This window comes from Uliginosibacterium sediminicola, from assembly GCF_039631295.1.
Classification (GTDB): domain Bacteria; phylum Pseudomonadota; class Gammaproteobacteria; order Burkholderiales; family Rhodocyclaceae; genus Viridibacterium; species Viridibacterium sediminicola.
Genome location: NZ_JBDIVE010000008.1, coordinates 187536 through 206313 on the forward strand (window position 1 = coordinate 187536; position 18778 = coordinate 206313).

The 18778-nt window shown below is 64.1% G+C and carries 17 protein-coding genes; 10 read left to right on the forward strand and 7 right to left on the reverse strand.

Features of this window, described 5'->3' with window-relative positions; genetic code table 11:
- Positions 1-72 precede the first annotated feature (72 nt).
- On the forward strand, positions 73-1377 hold the full coding sequence (locus ABDB84_RS14885; RefSeq protein ID WP_345920535.1) for a UDP-N-acetylglucosamine 1-carboxyvinyltransferase: 1305 nt from the start codon (positions 73-75) through the stop codon (positions 1375-1377).
- Positions 1378-1382: 5 nt separating this feature from the next.
- Here ABDB84_RS14885 and ABDB84_RS14890 read toward each other — a convergent pair whose 3' ends face one another.
- From ABDB84_RS14890 to ABDB84_RS14905, 4 genes are all read right to left on the reverse strand, one after another.
- Positions 1383-2714 (reverse strand): chloride channel protein, encoded by a 1332-nt coding sequence (locus ABDB84_RS14890; protein WP_345920536.1) that lies wholly within the window; start codon positions 2712-2714, stop codon positions 1383-1385.
- 6 nt (positions 2715-2720) lie between these two features.
- Positions 2721-3206 carry a MarR family winged helix-turn-helix transcriptional regulator gene (locus ABDB84_RS14895; RefSeq protein ID WP_345920537.1) on the reverse strand — a complete coding sequence of 162 codons (486 nt, stop codon included), beginning with the start codon at positions 3204-3206 and terminating at the stop codon, positions 2721-2723.
- 90 nt (positions 3207-3296) lie between these two features.
- Positions 3297-4448, reverse strand: coding sequence for a methionine aminotransferase (locus tag ABDB84_RS14900; protein ID WP_345920538.1), 1152 nt, complete (start codon positions 4446-4448; stop codon positions 3297-3299).
- A 52-nt stretch (positions 4449-4500) separates the two neighbouring features.
- Positions 4501-5955, reverse strand: a complete 1455-nt coding sequence (locus ABDB84_RS14905; protein ID WP_345920539.1) for an MFS transporter — start codon at positions 5953-5955, stop codon at positions 4501-4503.
- Between the two features lie 88 nt (positions 5956-6043).
- Here ABDB84_RS14905 and ABDB84_RS14910 point away from each other — a divergent pair, with 88 nt between their 5' ends.
- Complete coding sequence (locus ABDB84_RS14910) at positions 6044-6982, forward strand: LysR family transcriptional regulator (RefSeq protein ID WP_345920540.1); 939 nt, start codon at positions 6044-6046, stop codon at positions 6980-6982.
- On the opposite strand, the gene ABDB84_RS14915 is transcribed toward ABDB84_RS14910, so the two are convergent.
- A complete protein-coding gene (locus ABDB84_RS14915; protein ID WP_345920541.1) occupies positions 6979-7416 on the reverse strand; it encodes a hypothetical protein in 438 nt (145 codons plus the stop codon). The genes ABDB84_RS14910 and ABDB84_RS14915 overlap by 4 nt on opposite strands.
- 259 nt (positions 7417-7675) lie before the next feature.
- Here ABDB84_RS14915 and cysK point away from each other — a divergent pair, with 259 nt between their 5' ends.
- The 5 genes from cysK (at position 7676) to ABDB84_RS14940 (ending at position 15117) form a co-directional block, all read left to right on the forward strand.
- On the forward strand, positions 7676-8659 hold the full coding sequence (cysK, locus tag ABDB84_RS14920) for a cysteine synthase A (RefSeq protein ID WP_345920542.1): 984 nt from the start codon (positions 7676-7678) through the stop codon (positions 8657-8659).
- Positions 8660-8858: 199 nt separating this feature from the next.
- The gene (locus tag ABDB84_RS14925; RefSeq protein ID WP_345920543.1) at positions 8859-10931 is read left to right on the forward strand and encodes a cellulose biosynthesis cyclic di-GMP-binding regulatory protein BcsB; all 2073 of its coding nucleotides are present in this window, start codon (positions 8859-8861) and stop codon (positions 10929-10931) included.
- Positions 10918-12843: a glycosyltransferase family 2 protein gene (locus ABDB84_RS14930; protein WP_345920544.1), complete on the forward strand. Its 1926-nt coding sequence runs from the start codon at positions 10918-10920 to the stop codon at positions 12841-12843. Before ABDB84_RS14925 ends, ABDB84_RS14930 begins: the two co-directional genes overlap by 14 nt.
- Positions 12840-14327, forward strand: coding sequence for a hypothetical protein (locus ABDB84_RS14935; protein ID WP_345920545.1), 1488 nt, complete (start codon positions 12840-12842; stop codon positions 14325-14327). Before ABDB84_RS14930 ends, ABDB84_RS14935 begins: the two co-directional genes overlap by 4 nt.
- Positions 14293-15117, forward strand: coding sequence for a hypothetical protein (locus tag ABDB84_RS14940; RefSeq protein ID WP_345920546.1), 825 nt, complete (start codon positions 14293-14295; stop codon positions 15115-15117). Before ABDB84_RS14935 ends, ABDB84_RS14940 begins: the two co-directional genes overlap by 35 nt.
- On the opposite strand, the gene ABDB84_RS14945 is transcribed toward ABDB84_RS14940, so the two are convergent.
- Both ABDB84_RS14945 and ABDB84_RS14950 read right to left on the reverse strand, forming a co-directional pair.
- Entirely contained in the window at positions 15114-15716 is a 603-nt protein-coding gene (locus tag ABDB84_RS14945; RefSeq protein WP_345920547.1) for an RBBP9/YdeN family alpha/beta hydrolase, read from the reverse strand. The genes ABDB84_RS14940 and ABDB84_RS14945 overlap by 4 nt on opposite strands.
- Before the next feature lie 34 nt (positions 15717-15750).
- Complete coding sequence (locus ABDB84_RS14950) at positions 15751-15966, reverse strand: TOBE domain-containing protein (RefSeq protein WP_345920548.1); 216 nt, start codon at positions 15964-15966, stop codon at positions 15751-15753.
- 225 nt (positions 15967-16191) lie between these two features.
- On the opposite strand from ABDB84_RS14950, the gene ABDB84_RS14955 reads away from it, so the two are divergent.
- The 3 genes from ABDB84_RS14955 (at position 16192) to ABDB84_RS14965 (ending at position 18773) form a co-directional block, all read left to right on the forward strand.
- Complete coding sequence (locus ABDB84_RS14955; protein WP_345920549.1) at positions 16192-16500, forward strand: DUF2325 domain-containing protein; 309 nt, start codon at positions 16192-16194, stop codon at positions 16498-16500.
- Between the two features lie 26 nt (positions 16501-16526).
- Positions 16527-16910: a hypothetical protein gene (locus tag ABDB84_RS14960; RefSeq protein WP_345920550.1), complete on the forward strand. Its 384-nt coding sequence runs from the start codon at positions 16527-16529 to the stop codon at positions 16908-16910.
- Between the two features lie 282 nt (positions 16911-17192).
- Entirely contained in the window at positions 17193-18773 is a 1581-nt protein-coding gene (locus ABDB84_RS14965) for an MdtA/MuxA family multidrug efflux RND transporter periplasmic adaptor subunit (RefSeq protein WP_345920551.1), read from the forward strand.
- The last annotated feature ends 5 nt before the right edge of the window (positions 18774-18778 follow it).

Sequence of the window (18778 nt, forward strand, 5' to 3'; positions counted from 1 at the left end):
AAGCTGCGCGATGCGCTGGCCTCATGGCATCATGCGAAGCTTATTGTGTTCTGCCTTCCCTGAAGCTCGAAAATGTCGAATCTGATTGTTCACGGTGGTCGCCCCCTGCGTGGCGAAATCGTCCCGTCCGCCAACAAGAATGCTGTGCTGCCGATCCTCTGCGCCACGCTGCTGTCGGATCAGCCCCTGCGCTTGCTCGGCGTGCCCGAGATCACCGATGTGCGCAAGATTCTGGACATCTTCCGCGCGCTGGGCAGCGACGTGAACATGGACTTCAGCACCGGCACCCTGGAGCTGCACCACAAGAACACCCGCTTTGATCCGCAGCAGCACCATCTGCCCGAGGAGATGCGTTCCTCGATCATGCTGGTGCCGCCGCTGCTGGCGCGCTTTGGCGTGGCCCGCCTGGAAGATGACGTCAAGGGCTGTACCCTGGGCGTACGCGAGATCGACCCGCACGTCGAAGTCTTCAGCCACTTCGGCGGTCAGGTCGAGCGCGGCCACGGTTCGCTGATCGTGCGCGCCGATTCGCGCCTGCAGGCGGTCGAGCACTGGCTCGATTACGCCTCGGTCACCACCACCGAAAACTTCGTGCTCTGCGCGGCCTCGGCCGATGGCGTGTCCACCCTCACCAATGCCGCCTGTGAGCCGCATGTGCAGGAGTTCTGCCGCTTCATGAGCATGCTCGGCGTGCCGATCGAGGGCATCGGCACTTCGCGTCTGCGCGTCAATGGCGTGACGCGCTTCAAGGGCGGCGAATACCGCTTCGATGAAGACTTCCACGAGATCACCACCTTCCTCGCGCTGGGCGCCATCACCAAGGGCGAGATCGTCGTCAAGAACTCCGCGCCGGAGCAATTCCCGCTGATTGACCGCAGCTTTGCCAAGTTCGGCATCGAAGTCGAGCACAAGGATGGCTGGTCGCGTGCGCATACGCAGCCCGAAGGTTTGCGCGTACGCCAGCCTTTCACGCCGAACATCCTGACCAAGATCGAAGCTGCGCCCTGGCCGTACTTCCCGGTCGACCTGTTGCCGATCTTCGTTGCGCTGGGCGTCAAGGCGCAGGGCAGCGCGATGTTCTGGAACAAGATCTACGACGGTGCCATGGGCTGGACCAGCGAGCTGTCCAAGTTCGGCGCCCATGTGGTGCTGGCCGACCCGCACCGCCTGATCACCTTTGGCGGCATCCCGCTGCGTCCTTCGCAAGTCGAGAGCCCCTACATCATCCGCGTGGCGATTGCCTTGCTGATGGTGGCGGCGAGTATCGAGGGCAAGTCCACCATCAAGAGCGCCACGCCGATCCGCCGTGCGCATCCGCGCTTCGTCGAGAACCTGCAGACGGTGGGTGCCGAAGTCGAGTGGGTCGAGGGCGACTGAGCCGTCTAGGGTTGCGGCGGCCTGACGTTTGAGGGCCGTGTGGCGAAGTCCAGTGCCAGCTGCTGGTAGAGCTCAGGCCCGATGCGCGCGCTGATGGCCTTGGCGATCAGTGCCACGGCCATCAGGCTGATCACCATATCGTGGCCGTCGATCATTTCCATGACGATGATCGCGGCGGTGATCGGCGATTGCGTCACCGCGGCAAGAAAGCCGGCCATGCACAGCGCCACGCAGGGCACGATCTGTGCGTGTTCGCCGAGCAGATGGGCGGCGTTCGAGCCCAGCGCGGCACCGACCGCCAGCGAGGGCGCAAACAGCCCGCCCGGAATCCCCGAGTAATAGCTGATCAAGGTCGCGATCAAGCGCGCCAGCGGCGCATACCAGGGCAGGACGGTGTCCGCCGACACCGCCTGCGTGCTGATCAGATAGCCGCTGCCGTAGGAGAGGCCGCCGCTGGCCCAGCCGATGAGGGCGATGCACAGGCCGCAGGCGCCGGCAAACCACACCGGATGTTCGCGGCGCCAGCGCCACAGTCGATTGCCCGGCCGCTGTTGCGGCCAAAGCAGCAAACGGCTGGTCAGCCCGCCGAGCAGACCGCAGGCGATGCCGGCCAGCACGACCGGCAGCACGATGGCGCGGTTCATGTCTTCAATTTTCAGGTGACCGAAGTAGTTGTAATTGCCCTGCAGCGCGATGGCGACCAGGCCGGCCATGATGATGCTGCTGAGCAGAACGCCGCTGGTGCGTGTTTCAAGCTTGCGCCCGAGCTCTTCGACGGCGAACACGATGCCGGCCAGCGGCGTATTGAAGGCGGCGGCAATGCCGGCGGCGCCACCGGCGAGAATCAGATCCTTGGCACGCAGCGCACGGCTGTTCGGCAAGAAGCGGTGCGAGGCATGCAGGATCGAGGCCGCCACCTGGACCGAAGGCCCTTCGCGTCCCGCCGAAAAGCCACCGCACAAAGCCAGCGCGCCCAGCAAGACCTTGCCGCAGGCAATGCGCAGCGAGACCAGATGAGCGACCGCGCCGCCAGCGCCGGCGATGCGTGTGGCGGCGATGACTTGCGGAATGCCGCTGCCCTGGCTGCCCGCGCAATACCGCCGGCTGGCCCACACGACCAGCATGCCAAGGCCCGGCGCGAGCAGGAAGGGCAGCCAGGGGCGCTGCGCTGACAGCGCAAAAAACAGATCCAGTGCCCATTCTGCAAGCTTGGCAAACAGTACGACGACGAGGCCGGCGCTCAGCGCTGCGGCCCATAGCGTGGCGCGGATGCGCCAGCGTGCGGCGCTGAACTGGCCGGAGAGCTGGCCGAATAGCTGAACGGATTGGCGGCGCATGGCGGCTTAGAGATCGGCCAGCGGCTTGTCGGCGAAGCGTTCGTCGCGCAGCTGTAGTTGTTCGACCACGCCGGAGAGTGCGGCATCGAGTTGCTGCAGCTGTTCAGGGCTCAGCGCGGCGAGGGCTTCGGGCAGCAAGCCGCTGGCCGGGCCGGGTGCGCGGGCGAGCAGTTGCTGTGCGGTGTGCGAGAGCAGCAGGCCGACACGGCGCTGGTCCATGCGGCTGCGTTCCTTCTGGATCAGGCCGCGCATGTTCAGCTTCTCGACCAGCTGGCTGCAGGTCGATTGATGGATCGACAAGCGCTCCGCCAGTTCGCTGACGCCGATGCCAGGTGTCTGCGAGATCTCCTGCAAGATCCACAGCTGCGAGCCGGAGACGCCGCAGCTTTGCTCGATGTCACGGTAGTGCTGGCGTACCGAACCGTAAATCACGCGAAATTTTTTCAGCACCCGCGTCGGGGCGGGGGGCAGCTTGAGCTGATCTGTGGACATTGAACTCGCGCCTGGTGCATGCGGTGACGGACAAGGCGCGATTTTATATGGATTGCAATTGAATGGATATAAATGTATCGCTTGCGGTGTTCAGCTGTGTAGCACCTGCAAGCGTTCGCTGGCCGCCTGCAGGGTCTGCTCCTGTTTGGCAAAGCAGAAGCGCACGAGCTTTTGCGCCGGCGCCTGGCGGTAGAACACCGAGACCGGAATGCTCGCCACGCCATGCTCGATGCACAGCCAGCGCGCGAAGGCGACATCGTCCAGATCGTCACGGATCGCCGAGTAATCGGCTAGCTGGAAGTAGGTGCCGGCGCTTGGTAGCAGCGTGAAGCCTGCCGCCTGCAAGCCGGGCGCGAGCAGATCGCGCTTGCGCTGGAAGAAGGCTGACAAGCCCTGCCAATGCGCAGGCTCCGCTAGATGCGCGGCAATCGCGTGCTGCGCCGGGCTGTTCACCGCGAAGACCAGGAACTGATGAATCTTGCGGAATTCGCTGGTCAGCGCAGCAGGCGCGACGCAATAGCCGATCTTCCAGCCGGTGGCGTGGAAGGTTTTGCCGAAGGAGTAAGTGGCGAAGCTGCGCGCGCGCAGCGCCGGGTGGGCGAGCACGCTGTGGTGTTGCTGGCCGTCGAAGACGAGGTGCTCGTAGACTTCGTCGGCGAGCACCAGCAGATCGTGGCGTTCGGCAATCGCGGCGAGTGCGTCGAGATCGGCGCTGCTGAACACCGAGGTCGAGGGATTGTTCGGGTTGTTGATAAGGATCAGCCGCGTGTGCGGCGTCACCGCGGCTTCGACCAGCGCCCAGTCGACCGCGAAGTCCGGCGCGCTGAGCGCGATGTGCACCGGCTTGGCGCCTTGCGCGAGGATGCTCGGCGCGTAGCTGTCGTACGAGGGATCAAGCAGGATTGCTTCGTCACCGGCATGCAGCACAGTGGCAATCGCCGTGAACAAGGCCTGGGTGGCGCCGGCGGTGACGGTGATTTCCGTCTCGGCATCGACGCTGATTCCATGCTGCAGCGCCAGCTTGGCGGCGATGGCTGCGCGCAGTGCCGGCAGGCCAGCCATTGGCGCGTACTGGTTGTATCCAGCCTGCGCCGCGCGGTTCAGTGCATCGAGCAGGCCGGCATCGCAGGGGTAGTCGGGAAAGCCTTGCGAGAGATTGATCGCGCCGTGCTCGTTGGCCAGGGCGCTCATCACCGTGAAAATGGTGGTGCCGACTTCGGGCAGCTTGGACTGGATAGGCATGATGGGTCTTGGATCCGGGCCTGCGTGGCGTGATTGAATACTGCGGCGCAGTTTAGCGCATGCTGCGCTGCAAGCCGACGATCAGCGCCAGGGGCAGGCTCAGGCAGGCCAGCGCGAGGAACACATCGGCGCTGGCCATCGACACCGCGCTGAGCGATTGCGCCGTGTTGGTGGCATGGATGAGTGACTCCAGCTGCGCCGCCGTCGCCTGGCTCCCTGCGTTGTCGGGCTGTGCGTAGAAATACTGCAAGGCCGTCGTGGACAGCGAGATGCTGGAGGAGAGGCCAAGCTGGCGCACGATATTCTTCACCTGGTAGGCGTGCGAGAAGACTTCGGCACGCACCTCGGTGAAGGTGCCGAAGGCAACCGAGCCGAGGAAGAAGGGCAGCGACAGGCTGCACAACATCAGCGGCATCAGCAGGGTGTGCCAGCTATGGCTGTTGAGCGCACGGCTGAGCCAGTAGCAACCGGCCGCATAGAGCAGCAGGGCGAACAGCATGAACAGCCGCAAGCGCGGCCAGTGTTTGGCGCACAGCGCGTGGATCAGCGCTGCAACGACGCTGCCGGCAAAGCACAGCGACATGATGGCGGCGCTCAAGCCCAGCGACAGCCCCAGACCGTGTTGCAGCAGCAAGGGCGCCATGAAGCCGTAGGCGCCGATCAGCGCATAACCGCAGAAATACAGGCACAGACCCAACAGGTAGCGCATCTGGAACAGACCGCGATAATTGATCAACGGGCGATCCTTGTGCCACTGGCGCCAGGCAAACACGCTGAGCACCACAATCGAGGCGGAGCCGATGTAGAGCAATTGCGCCAGCGAGCCATCGATCATCGCCGGGATCGCCTGGATGGCGTATTGCAAGCCGAACACGCCGAGCACCAGCCAGACCAGCCAGCCCCAGTGCTCCTCGCTGCGCTGATGCGCCGGGCTGCGCTCGCTGGGCAGATCGCCAGCGGCAAGCCAGGCGACGGCGCCACACAGCGGCAGCGAAACCCAGAACAGGCTGCGCCAGCCACCCAGGCTGAGCAGGCCGGCGGCGGCAATCGGTGCGATGGCAGCGGCGCCGAGCAGACTGGTGACGAAGGCGAGCAAGCCAGCAAAGCGCTTGTCGGCCGGCAGCTGGTTGATCAGCATGCGGCCGGCGGTGAAGAAGGTGGCACCGGCGAAACCTTGCAGCGCACGGCCGCAGGCGAACTGGGCGAAGCCATGGGCGGTGGCGCAGAGCAGGCCGCCAAGGGCAAACACGCCCAGCGAGGCGAGGATGAAATCCCGGTAGCCCAGGCGTTCGACCATCCACTGATGCTTGTAGAGCATGAAGATGGCGGTCACGCCATAGAGGGTGTAGGCCAGCGCAAACTGATGCGGCTGCAAGTGCAGGGCGGCCATGATGTGGCTGGCCGAGAAGGTGACCATGCCGGTTTCGAAAAACTCGACACCGGTGACCGCCATGATGATGGCCAGGAAATGCGGCAGGGCGCGGACGGGGGATTGTTGCGAGGACATCGGCAGACAGAAGGTCGATTCAAGCTCAGGAGTCTAAGCGCTGAGTGCTTAATGCTTTAAATCGATTGATCTGATTTATATTATCGATATGGATAATGTTGACCACACCTCTTTCCGCCGCCTCGATCTCAACCTGCTGGTGGCGTTCGACGCCTTGCTGGTCGAGGGCAATGTGACGCGCGCAGCGGCGCGGCTGTGCATCGGCCAGCCGGCGATGAGTCACGCTTTGGCGCGCCTGCGCGAGCTGTTTGGCGATGACATCCTCTACCGTGATGGCGCCGCCATGCGGCCTTCGACGCGGGCGCGGGCGCTGGCGCCGCGCGTGCGTGCGCTGCTGGAGGAAATCCAGAGCCTGGCCAAGATCGATGAAGACTTCGATGTGGCAAAAATCAGCGCGCAGTTCCGCATGGCGCTCAATGATCCGCTCGAAGCGCTGCTGCTGCCCGGTCTGGTGGCACGGCTGCGTCTGGCTGCGCCCGGGCTGACCCTGGCGGTGCGCCCGATATCAGCCTCGCAGCAGCTGGCCCAGCTCGATGCCGGCGAAATCCAGCTGGCGACGGGTTATTTCCCGCAGCTGAGCAGCGTGCACGATGCCAGCCTGCTGCATCGCACGAGCTTCTGTTGCATCTACAACCCGGCCCTGCTGACATTGCCGGAACACATTGATTTGCAGTGCCTGACGCAGTACCCGCACATTCACACCACCTATACCGGTGACAGTCCGGGGCTGCTCGATCGCCTGTTGCAGGAACACGGCCTGCAGCGCCAGATCGTCGCCTATACGGCGACGCCCTTGTCGATTCCCTTCGTGGTCAAGCAGAGCCCGCTGATTGCCGTGCTGCCCGAGCTGGTCACCCGCCTGTTCAGCCGGCACAGCGATTTGTGCATCCGGCCGCTGCTGATCGAGGGCATGAGCTTCCCGATCAGCATGGTCGCGCATCGCCGTGATCACAGTGATCCGCTGACGCGCTTCGTGATGGAGCAGGTCCGCCAGACCGTGCAGGCGCTGTTGGGTGAGGTGGCCTAGTGTTGAGCCAGCGCTGCACTGTGACGTGTGGCGCTGATTTTCTCTGCCAGTTCTTGCTGCAGCGTGCCTTCGGCCAGATGCTGGGCGGCGTAGATGCTGCCGACTTGCGCGTAGAGTTCTAGCGCGCGGCTGTACTGGGTGTCGGCGGCATAGGTGGCGGCCAGGCTCATCAGCGCGCCGGCGTAGGGCATGCTGTTCCTGTAGCCCATGTCTTCGATCAGGCTCAGTGCGCGCTGCGCCATGCTGATCGATTCCTTGAAGCGGATGGTATTGCGATAAAAGCTCGCCAGCTCGTTGAGCAGGGTCAGCCGCGCAGCCAGGTCGCGTCCCTGGGAGGCCAGTTCCAGCCGCGAGAGCAGGAAGGGTTCGATCTGTGCAATGTCTTGTTGCAGGAACAGCGCATTGAGTTCTTGCAAGGTGTGGTCGAGTTTCAAAACAGAAGCCTTTCTGGCTGCGCCAGCGGGATTGCCGCGGCAGCGTATGATTCCGGCATCACCGGCAAAGAGCGCCACCATAGCGCATCTGCGCGCCGCGCTTCTTGACCCACCTCCACTGTTGTCCATTGCGCTGGCCGGTGACTGCCGGGCTTTGTACAATTGTGTTGCGAATGCATCGTCGGAGGGGGCGATGTCCCCGTCGTGCGGCACTTCATGCTGCGCGGCATCTGTGCTGACTGATCCGAAGGGAAACGAGATGTCCAAATGGTTTGCTGATAATGCCCAGTCCATCGGCAACACGCCGCTGGTTCGTTTGAATCGCGTGACCGATGGCGCGGGCGCCACGGTGCTGGCGAAGATCGAAGGTCGTAATCCGGCCTATTCGGTCAAGTGCCGCATCGGCGCGGCGATGATTGCCGACGCTGAACAGCGCGGCCTGCTCGGGCCGGGCAAGGAACTGGTCGAGCCGACCAGTGGCAATACCGGTATCGCGCTGGCTTTTGTGGCCGCCGCCAAAGGTATTCCGCTGACTCTGACCATGCCGGAGACGATGAGCATCGAGCGCCGCAAGCTGCTCGCAGCCTACGGCGCCAAGCTGGTGCTGACTGAAGGTGCCAAGGGCATGAATGGCGCGGTGGCCAAGGCCGAAGAGATCGCCGCCTCGAGCCCCGACAAATACGTGCTGCTGCAGCAGTTCAAGAACCCGGCCAATCCGGCGATCCACGAAGCGACGACGGGGCCGGAGATCTGGAATGACACCGATGGCGCGGTCGATATCTTCGTCGCTGGCGTGGGCACCGGCGGCACCATCACCGGCGTCTCGCGCTACATCAAGAATACCCAGGGCAAGCCGATCATCTCGGTGGCCGTGGAGCCTTCGGCCAGCCCGATCCTCACCCAGACGCGTGCGGGCGAGGCGATCAAGCCCGGCCCGCACAAGATCCAGGGGATTGGCGCGGGCTTCGTGCCCGGCGTGCTGGATATGTCGCTGATCGATGCGGTGGAGCAAGTCAGCAATGAGGAGGCGGTGGCCTTTGCGCGGCGCCTGGCGCGCGAGGAGGGCATTCTCTGCGGCATCTCTTGCGGCGCTGCCGCCGCAGCAGCGGTGCGCGTGGCGCAGCGTCCGGAGAACGCCGGCAAGACCATCGTGGTGATCCTGCCGGATTCGGGCGAGCGCTATCTGAGCTCGGTGCTGTTCGAAGGCATGTTTGACGACAAGGGTCTGCCGCTGGCGGGCTGATCACTCGGGCCTGCGGGCCACGGGCAATGAACAAGGGCAGGCTGCCGCTGAGGGCTGCCTGCCTTTTTTTATACCATTTCACGCATTCGCTGATTTGCGTTTATATTGTTTTTGTTGTTTTTGACAAATAGTAACAAAGAGGAGGCGCTTGTTTTGCCACAATGCCTGGCTCAGCCAGATTGCGTGCGTGGTCATACGAATGTTCGAAGTGAGGTTTTCCGGGCGCAAAGTTCTCGGCCTGCTGCTCGTCGTCAGTGCGCTGTTCAGCGCAAAGCTGGCTTTTGCCGCCAATCCTCTCTATACCCTCGCGGCCTCACTCGATGCGCCCACGCCCAGCACGGCGCGCCCGGCGTTCAAGCTGCAACTGCCGGACGCAGGCTTTGAGCGCGAGCTGAAAATCGCCGATCTGGGCTTTGCCGAAGGCGCCGAGCTGGGCGCGCTGGGCGGCACGCAGACTTTCTATTTCCCGATTGCCCGTGCGGCCCGTTACACCGGTGCAACGCTCAATCTCGCCTACGAGGCGGCGACGCCGCTGGCAGGCCAGCGCAGTCTGCTGGTGCTGGTCGGCGAACGTGTGGTGGCCTCGCGCAAACTGCTGGCCGGCAGTGATGCACAGCGCATCAGCGTCGCCTTGCGGGCGGAGGATCTGCGCGGAGATTTCGTCAAGCTCAGCGTTCGCTATTCGGGCTTGCTCGGCGATCAGCGCTGCTTCGACGCACGGCGTGCCAATGATTCGCTGCGCATCTTGCCGGACAGCTCGCTGCAGCTGAACGTGGCGAAAGAGAGCCTCAGCCAGGTGCAGAACGTGCTGGCCTTGATGCCGTCGCGGGTGGCGATCGGCATGCCCGAGCGCGTGCTCAGCGAGGCCGAGTCGGCGGCGGTGATCGCTGCGATCCGCCTCTTCCGCCAGCGCGGCCAGCAGATTGAGGTTCTGCCGCTGGCGCAGCTCTTCGCCAAGCCCGCTGCAACATCGGGCAGCTGGCGGCGCGGCGTGGTGGCGGTGGCCAATGCGGCCGATCTGCGCAGCCTGCAGAGCACGGCGGCCTTGCCGGCTACGGCACCGGCGAACGTCAGCAGCTGGCTGTTTGCGGATGGACCGGGGCTCCTGCTCTCTGGCAGTGATCCGCAATTGGCGACGAACTTCCTGGCGGCGCGCTGGGCGGGGGCGGGCGAGGGACGGGCTTTCACGGTTGTGCACAACCAGCGCAGCGCGCTGCAGGGCGAGCGCATCAGCTTCGATCAGCTGGGCATTGCCTCGCCGGTGCTCGATGTCGCCGAGCAACAGAGCTGGAGTGTACGCATCAATGCGCGCGATCTGCCGGCCGGTCGCTGGCCGGTGGCGCTGGATCTGGACATCGGAATGGGGGCCGACGGGCATGCACAGCCTGCGGTGGCCAATGTCTTCCTCAATGGCCGTTATCTGGATGGGCGGATTGCGGCGCGCGAGGGCATCACCCACATTCACGCCAGCATTCCGCGTGGCCTGATCGGTCTGGACAATGAATTGCGCGTGGTCCTGCAACGCCAGCCCACGGGCGGCGATTGCCGCGAGCTGTCGCCAGCATATCCGGCCCAGGTGCTCGGATCGAGTAGTTTGCAGCTGAGCGAATCGGCGACGCCGGATGCCGACTTTTTCAGCCTGGCCCCGCATGCCAGCGAGCAGCTGACTGTTTATCTGCGTGACAGCTTGCCGCTCGCCAGCCAGGCACAGGCGCTGCGCAGTATCGGGCTGGCGGCGGCCCAGCTGTCCTCCGCCGCAGCGCCTTTGCAGGTCAAGCGAGTCAGTGCTGCGCAGATCGACAAATTGCCGGCGGCCTTCATTGCCTGGGGCGATTTTGATTTCTCGCGCAATACGCCGCCGCTGCGCCTTGATCAGGGCAAGGTGCTGCTGGCCACCCGCGAGGGACGCGAGCTGTTCAAACTCGAACCCGGGCAGAGCAGCTTGCTGGCCCAGGTGATCAGCGTTTCGGGGCAGGCCGCCGGTGTCTGGCTGCATGCGTCGGGGGCGTCCGCGGACTGGCCGCAGCCCGAGGCGATTGATCTGGACCGTGGCAATGTCGCCTTCATCAATCAGGGCGGCGTGGCGACCGCGCTATCGACCGAGCGCGAGCGCCTGATCGAGGTGCGCTATCCGGAAGCGCATTCCTGGCTGGACTGGCTGGAGCGCTATCGCGCCTGGCTGGTGGTCGCTGCCTGGTTGCTGCTGACCCTGGTGGTGCTGATGGCACTGCGGCGCATGTACGCGCGCAAGCAGCCGCATGACCAAGCCTGAGCGACTGAGCCTGAGCGCCGGCACGCCGGCTGCCAACGCACCGCGCCTGGGCGACGTGCTGCTTGAGCGCGGGCTGATCACGCCGGCGCAGCAGGCGCGCGCGCTCGATCTGTCGCGCAGCTGGCGGGTGCGTTTCGGCGAGGTGGTGATCGCCATGGGCTGGACCAAGTCGCTGGACTTGTTCCGCACCCTCGCGGCACACCTTGGCGCGCCCTTCGTCGATCTGCTCGCCGAGCCGCCCGATGCGGCCTTGCTGCACGCCGAGGACGCGCCGCAGTACATGGCCCAGCTGCTGATCCCCTGGCGCAAGCGCGCGGATGGCGTACTGATTGTGGCGACCGCAGCGCCGGGCGAGGAGACCACCGCCTTCATCGCCCGCAAATGGGGGCTGGATGTCGAGATCGTCATCACCTCGAAGTTCGACATCATCTGGACCATCCAGCGCAGCTTTGACCGCATCCAGTCGCACGACGCGGTGCACAGCCTGAGCGAGCGCGATCCGCTGATGTCGGCCAAGCAGATCATCACGCCGGAACAGCTGATCTTCATTTACGCGCTGCTCTCGCTGCTGGCGCTGGGCCTGATTGTCTCGCCGGTGGCCACGCTGATTGCTGCCAATACCATCATGGGCCTGTGGTATCTGGGCAATTTCATCTTCAAGGGGCTACTGGTCTGGCATAGCGAGCAGGCGCAGGATGCCGAGGGCGACCAGCTCAGCCGCGCGGCGCAGGCGCTGCGTGACGAGGATCTGCCGGTGGTCACCGTACTGGTGCCAATGTTCCGCGAGCCCGAGGTGCTGCCCATCCTCACCCACGCGCTGCGCAATCTGCAGTACCCGCGTTCCAAGCTCGACATCAAGCTGGTCCTCGAAGCGGGCGACCACGAAACCATCCAGGCCGCCCAGGCGCTGGGGCTGGAGGGGATTTTCGAGATCCTGCGCGTGCCGCCCTCGCATCCGCAAACCAAGCCCAAGGCCTGTAATTACGCGATGCGCTTTGCGCGCGGCGAGTATCTGGTGATCTACGACGCCGAGGACAAGCCCGAGCCCGACCAGCTGCGCAAGGTGGTTGCCGCTTTCCAGCGCTCGCCTGCCAATACCGCCTGCATCCAGTGCCGGCTGAATTACTACAACGCGCATGAGAACTGGCTGACGCGGATGTTCACGCTGGATTACTCGTTGCTCTTCGATCTGCTGCTGCCCGGTCTGGAGCGCCTCAAGGTGCCGATTCCCCTGGGTGGCACCTCGAATCATTTCCGCCTCGATGTGCTGCGCGAACTCAATGGCTGGGACCCGTTCAACGTCACGGAAGATGCCGATCTGGGCATCCGCCTCACGCAAAAGGGCTATCGCGTCGGCGTGATCGATTCGACCACCTACGAAGAGGCCAATGTCGCCATTGGCAACTGGATCCGTCAGCGCTCGCGCTGGATCAAGGGCTATATGGTGACCTTCCTGGTGCACACCCGGCGGCCGATCCATCTGGTGCGCGCCACCGGCATCGGCGGCGCCCTGGGCTTCACCTTCTTCGTCGGCGGCACGGTGCTCTCGGCTCTGCTCAATCCGCTGTACTGGTTGATGCTGCTGTTATGGACGCTCTCCCATGCCAGCGGCTTCGAGCGCTTTTTCCCGCCGCTGCTGGGCTATCTGAGCCTCTTCAACCTGCTCGCCGGCAATGGTGCCTTTGTCTATCTGAGCATGCTGGCGCCGCTGCGCCGGCGCTGGGTGGACCTGGTGCCGTACAGCCTGAGCATCTTCGCCTATTGGGGGCTGATGTCGGTGGCGGCCTACAAAGCCTTGTGGCAACTGGTGTACAAACCGTTCTACTGGGAAAAGACCCAGCATGGCCTGTCCACCCACACGGCGGCCGAGCTGGCCAAGGCCAAGGCGGCCATGCAAGAGGGCAATCAATGAATGCCTTGCTGCGCCATGCCAGTACCTGGCTGGCGGCGCTGCTCCTGCTCCTGCTGGCCAATGCCTGGTGGAGCGGGCAGGGCTATCTGTCCAGCGCAGTCTTGCAGGAATGGGCCACGGTGATGCGCTACGCCGCGGGTCATGGCAGCTATCGCGAATTTCTCAGCAGCTATCCGCCGCTGGCCTTCCTGCTCAATGTACTGCTTGGCGTGCCGCTGCACTGGCTCAGTTCGCTGCCAACGCCCTTGTTGCTGGCGAGCATGCTGAGTGCTGGCCTGCTGGCGCTGTGGCGTGCGCAGCTGTTGCGTGCAGGTTGGTCGGGCATGGCCAGCGCGCTGGCGGTCTTGCTGGTGCTCATCAATCCGCTGTTCCTCTACCTGCTGAGTGCCGGCATCAGCGCGATCCTGCTGCTGGGCGCGCTCTACTGGTTTGCTGCGGCTTTCTGCGCCAGCCATCGCCATGGCCGGGTCAGTGACTTGATGAGTCTGGCGCTGTCCCTGGTCTGTCTGGTGTTCGTGCATCCCTTTGGACAGCTGTTCGCTCTGGTGGCTTTGCCCTTTCTGGTGCTGGTCTTGCCGCAGGCACTGCTGGCGCGCTCGGTTTTCAATTCCTTGTTGGTCTTGCTGTTTCCGCTGCTCTTTTCGATCCTCAGCTTTGTCTACGTGGTGGGCATGTTCGACGAGGCGCCGGCCAGTTTTCTGGCGGCTGCCTTGCAGCATCCGCCGCTGCAGCCAGCGGCCTTGAGCGCCAGCCATACCCATGGCGGGGCCGGGTCCCTGGCGCTGGGTCTGGCGCTGGGTGTGCTGCCGAGCGCCTGGCTGATTCTGCGGCGGCCGCCTGCTCATGCTCGCCGCGCAGTCTTGCTTCTGATCCTGATGTGCGTGTTGGCGGCCGCTTTGCAGCTGTGCATCCAGGCCAGCCAGCAAGCCTGGTCGCCCGGTCTGGGCGAGGCCTTGATCGCCCTGGCGCCTTGCATGGGTGTGCTGCTGGCGCTGCTGCGCGACTGGCCGCTGTCGCGGCTAGCATTCTCCGCTGCGCTGGCGGTATTGCTCGCCAGCCTGTTGCTGGCGGGGCTCGGTTTGCTGCAGCTTGGTACGGGCGAGGCGGCGCGTTGGCGCGATGCGGGTCTGGGGCGCGGTATTCCGCCAGCGGAGAGCGCCAGCATTGCGCTGGGCAAATGGCTGGCGCAGCATACGGACATTTTGCTCGATGCGCAGGCGCACCCGGCGCTGCTCGCCGCGCGCGGCGGCGCACGCGGGCTGATCGTGCCTGGCGACGAGGCCTTCAGTGTTTTGCTGCTGGGGCAGGCGCCACAGGCGCGGTTTGTGGTGCTGCCGGACCCGCTCAGCGCGGCCGGCGAGGACCAACTCAATCAGCGCTTCCCAGAGTTTTATCTGCACGGCATGCCGGGCTATCACCTTGAATATGAGACGTATGGCTGGAGAGTCTATGAACGCAATCCATCAATCACGACTGCGCCTTGAGATGCGGCATCTACCGCTGTGCCTGGCCTTGCTGTTACCCGGTACTTCGGCCTGGGCCGGCGCCTGGACCTTGTCGGCCGGCATGACAGACACCTTGCTGAGCAGCACGATCAGCTCCAGCGAGCATTATTTCGACGCCGATCACAAGATCATCAAGGGCGAGCGCTACAGCAAGAAGGAATTCCAGCTGCGTCTGGAACATGGCATGAGCGATACGACCACCGTCATCGTTGCGCCGACCTACATGCGTACGCGTGCCGGTGGCAGTGCGGGTGGCAGCTACAACGGCATGGGCTATTCGGAACTGGGCCTGCGTCAGCGCGTGTATATCGATGACGCCAACGTCTTCTCGTTGCAAGGTGTTTTGCGTGCGGCCGGGGCGCGGGACTCGGACAATGCGGCGGAGCTGGGCAATACCGACCATGAATACGATCTGCGTGCGCTGTATGGCCGCAACCTGCAGTTCGGCAGCTGGCCGGCCTTTGCCAATATCGAACTGGCCTGGCGCATCCGCAGCGGTTCGCCGCCCGACGAGCATCGCGTCGACCTGACCCTGGGGCTGAAACCCAGCCCGCAATGGCTGATCACCCTGCAGTCCTTCAGCGTCTATTCCGATGGTACGGGGCAGGGCGCTTTTACCGCGCCTTATTACTATCACAAGGCGCAGGCCGGGCTCACCTGGCGCTTCCTGCCGGCGTGGTCAGCAGGCGTGAATGCGCTGACTACTTACGCCGGCAAGAACGCCTGGCGTGAGCAAGGCGTGGTGGCCACTCTCGGGCATCAGTTCTAAACCTCGCTGCGGCCCTGACGCGAGGCTGCGCCGGGGCGAGGCAGATGCTTGGCGCGGCCTTCGAAGCGGCCCAGCGGCAGGCCGGCATTGGCCGCGCGCAGGGCAGAGAAAATCTCCAGACCGTCGATCCAGGGACCGAAGCCGGATTCGGCATTGATGTGCCCTTTGGCGCCGATATTGATCAGGCGGCTCTCCCATTGCTCGGCCAGAAAGCCGGCTTTGAGCATGCGCACCCAGGGATCATTGGTGCTGGCGACGACGACGCTGGGAAAACCCAGTGGCCCCTCGGGCAGTAGCGCGCTGACATTGAATTTGTCCGGGTCGGCCGGTGCGACCAGCATGGCGCCGGCGATGCGGTCACGGTACTCGGTGGCGGCGTGGACGGCGGCCAGGCAGCCGAAGCTGTGCGCGACGATCCACACCGGACCGTTGGCGCGCGCCAGTTCATGGCGCACGGCACCGGCCCAGCGCGGCAGGTAGGGCTCGTCCCAGTCCTCCTGTTCGACCCGCACGCAGCCTTCGAGCTTTTGCTCGAACCAGCTTTGCCAGTGTTGCGGGCCGCTATTACCAAGCCCGGGCACAATCAGGATGGTGGACATGTGATTCTCCGCTGAGACCTGATGCAGTATGGTCTCAGAGTGTGGCGATGGACACCTCGGTCGATTTGACCAGGGCGACGACTTCGCTGCCGATTTTCAGACCTAGATCGTCAACAGAACGTGTGGTGATCACCGAGGTGACGATGCCGGAAGCGGTTTGCACATCGATTTCGCTGACGACATCGCCGCGGATGATTTCCTTGACGACACCACGAAACTGGTTGCGCACATTGATGGCTTGAATGCTCATGATGGGTTTCCTTGTTCTCTGGAGGATGGACGGACGTGCTGCCGTGCAAGGCGGCATGTCTGGCGGGGCTTGTATTGGCGCCACTCTATGAGCTGCCCAGCCTGAACGGAAAGAAGAAATCGTGACTTGCTTATGCCGCGTCTCCGTATAAGCGCGTATGCATTTATTCGTTTGCCGCCCTGCTCATGCGATCTAGTCTTGCACTCACACCACATCAGGGGAGTGATGATGAATGCATTGATTGTAGGCGCTGATCGCATCGAACCGATCCGTCAGGAACTGGAACGCCACAGTGAGACCCTGGGTATCCAGCGTTGCTTGCATTGGTCCGGCCGTCACGTCGGCGATTCGCGTCGCCAGGTGCCGGGGGATACGCGTGTGATCGTGATGATCTGTGATCGCCTCAGCCACCAGTTGCTCAATAATGTACGCAAGCAGGCGCAGAAGCTGGGCGTGCCGGTCATCTATGCACGCCACTCACTGGTGGAAGTGCGTGACAAACTGCAGGCGCTGCAGAGTGTGGCGCTGCATTGAGCATGTGCGCGTGCCGGGGCTGAATCGTGGCCCATGAACTCTCCACGCGGCAGATCAATGCCTTGCGCGCCGTACTGGAGCGCCGGCATTTTTCGGCCGACGATGTGGCAGGCATTGATTACCAGATCCTGATCCGCACCCCAGGGCTGGGCAGCAAGAGCCTGCAGACCATTCTCGACTGGCTGCATGCGCAAGGCCTGGAACTGCGCAATGCGCCTGGTTCGGACACCCTTCATACCCATTCCCTGCGCCGCGGTGGCCGCATCGAGCGCGCCATCGCCTTGCTGCTTGCCCACGGCTATCGTGTGCTGCCACCGGAGTCGGCCAGCGCGGCGGCGAATCCGGGCTTGTCTGCCAGCCCGCTGCGAACTACCCAGCCACAGAGCGAAGACGAGGGCCTCAATCACTGAGCATCTGTATATAAGCTCAGACGATTTGCTTTGTTGGTGCGTGCTACCCCTTGCCCTAGGCTGTGCCGCCTTTCATTCCTGCGTCCTCCATTCCGCTTTGCCCTTGAACACCTTCCGCTGTGTGTGTTTCCCTTCAGCCGTCTGCACATTACGACGTATGCATGGTCCTTTGCGTGTATAACAATCGCTTACAAACAAGCAATTCGTTGTTTCACGCGACTCGATACGATGTCGTCGTTCGACTTGCGCGCTGTGCCGGGATCCACCTCTCTGAACGAAGCCATGAATCCACCCACCTCTCCCGACAGCGCAGGCGCTGTCTCGCCAAAATCTTCTACAAAACGTCTGCGTCGCGGTGTGCTGGCGACGCTTCTGATTCTGGCGCTCGGCGCCGGCGCCTGGTTCGCGTGGTCACGTTGGCAGGCTCCGGGTGGGGCCGCCGCCAGCAAGCCCGATGCCGCACAGCGCGGCGGGCAGCGCCCGCCACGACGCCCGACGCCGGTACAGGTTGGCGCCGTGACACGCGGTGATGTGCGCGTCTATTTCGCCAGCCTCGGCACGGTGACGCCGAGCAGTTCGGTCGTGGTGCGCACTCGCGTCGATGGCCGGCTTGATCGCCTGGCATTCAAGGAAGGGCAGGTGGTGCGCGCCGGTCAGCTGCTGGCCGAGCTCGACCCCAAGCCTCTGCAGGTTGAGCTGGCGCAGGCTGAAGGCCAGCTGGCCAAGGATCAGGCCCAGCTCCTGAACGCTCGCCGCGATCTGGCGCGTTATCAGGATCTGCTGGCCAAGGACTCCATCTCGCGCCAGCAGGTCGATACCAGTGATGCGCTGGTCAAGCAGTACGAAGCGGTGGTGCGGACCGATCAGGCGCAGGTCGATAGTGCCAAGCTGCAGCTCAGTTACACCCGTGTTGTCGCACCGGTGAGTGGCCTGCTCGGTTTGCGCCAGGTGGATGCCGGCAACATGGTGCATACCTCGGATAGCGCCGGCATCGTGCTAATCAACCAGGTGCAGCCGATCAATGTGAGTTTCACCTTGCCTGAATCGCAGCTGCCGACGGTGCTGCAAGCCAAGGACAAGGGTGAGAGCCTGCGCGTCGAAGCCTGGGACCGCGAGCAGAAACACATGCTGGCGCGTGGTCGCGTCGCCGCCCTCGACAACCAGATCGACCTGAGCACGGGCACGGTCAAGCTCAAGGCGGTGTTCAGCAATGAAGATGGCAGCCTGTTCCCCAACCAGTTCGTCAATGTGCGCCTGCTGGCAGACACCCACCGCGATGTGGTGATCGCGCCGGCAGCGGCAATTCAGCGTGGTCGGGCCGGTAGCTTTGTCTATGTGGTCAAGGCGGACAACAGTGTCACCCAGCGCGTGGTCAAGACCGGCGTGGTCGATGGCACAGGCATCGAGATCATCGACGGCTTGCGTGGTGATGAAGCGGTGGTGACCGATGGCATCGACCAGTTGCGCGAAGGCGCCAAGGTCGAAGTGGCCAATCCGGCCGCCTTGCTCAAGGAGAAGCCGCGTGGCGCGGGACGGCGTAATGCTGGCCGCCGTGACGACGCTGCAAGTGGCCCCGCTGCAGCGGGCGAGGCTGAGAGCAGGCCGCGTGCTCCGCGCCGTGAGGGCGCTGAAGCGGCGCCCGCCGGCTTGTCTGCTGCCGCGCCTGGTCCGGGCAGGGGGCCTGGCGATGAGCGTCGCGCCAATGCTGGCGCGCGTCCCGACTGGGCCAATCTGAGCGAAGCGCAGCGTGCCGAATGGCGTGCGCGCCGCGAAGCCATGGGCTTGGGCCCGCAGAGCGGGCCGCGTGGCGAGGGTGGCAATGCTGAGCGGCCGCGTCGTCGGCCCGATGCAGCGGCGGACTGAGTAAA

Coding starts and splice junctions, on each gene's coding strand:
- ABDB84_RS14885 (WP_345920535.1), top strand. CDS start 73: ATGTCGAATCTGATTGTTCACGGTGGTCGCCCCCTGCGTGGCGAAATC.
- ABDB84_RS14890 (WP_345920536.1), bottom strand. CDS start 2,714: ATGCGCCGCCAATCCGTTCAGCTATTCGGCCAGCTCTCCGGCCAGTTC.
- ABDB84_RS14895 (WP_345920537.1), bottom strand. CDS start 3,206: ATGTCCACAGATCAGCTCAAGCTGCCCCCCGCCCCGACGCGGGTGCTG.
- ABDB84_RS14900 (WP_345920538.1), bottom strand. CDS start 4,448: ATGCCTATCCAGTCCAAGCTGCCCGAAGTCGGCACCACCATTTTCACG.
- ABDB84_RS14905 (WP_345920539.1), bottom strand. CDS start 5,955: ATGTCCTCGCAACAATCCCCCGTCCGCGCCCTGCCGCATTTCCTGGCC.
- ABDB84_RS14910 (WP_345920540.1), top strand. CDS start 6,044: ATGGATAATGTTGACCACACCTCTTTCCGCCGCCTCGATCTCAACCTG.
- cysK (WP_345920542.1), top strand. CDS start 7,676: ATGTCCAAATGGTTTGCTGATAATGCCCAGTCCATCGGCAACACGCCG.
- ABDB84_RS14925 (WP_345920543.1), top strand. CDS start 8,859: ATGTTCGAAGTGAGGTTTTCCGGGCGCAAAGTTCTCGGCCTGCTGCTC.
- ABDB84_RS14930 (WP_345920544.1), top strand. CDS start 10,918: ATGACCAAGCCTGAGCGACTGAGCCTGAGCGCCGGCACGCCGGCTGCC.
- ABDB84_RS14935 (WP_345920545.1), top strand. CDS start 12,840: ATGAATGCCTTGCTGCGCCATGCCAGTACCTGGCTGGCGGCGCTGCTC.
- ABDB84_RS14940 (WP_345920546.1), top strand. CDS start 14,293: ATGAACGCAATCCATCAATCACGACTGCGCCTTGAGATGCGGCATCTA.
- ABDB84_RS14945 (WP_345920547.1), bottom strand. CDS start 15,716: ATGTCCACCATCCTGATTGTGCCCGGGCTTGGTAATAGCGGCCCGCAA.
- ABDB84_RS14950 (WP_345920548.1), bottom strand. CDS start 15,966: ATGAGCATTCAAGCCATCAATGTGCGCAACCAGTTTCGTGGTGTCGTC.
- ABDB84_RS14955 (WP_345920549.1), top strand. CDS start 16,192: ATGATGAATGCATTGATTGTAGGCGCTGATCGCATCGAACCGATCCGT.
- ABDB84_RS14965 (WP_345920551.1), top strand. CDS start 17,193: ATGAATCCACCCACCTCTCCCGACAGCGCAGGCGCTGTCTCGCCAAAA.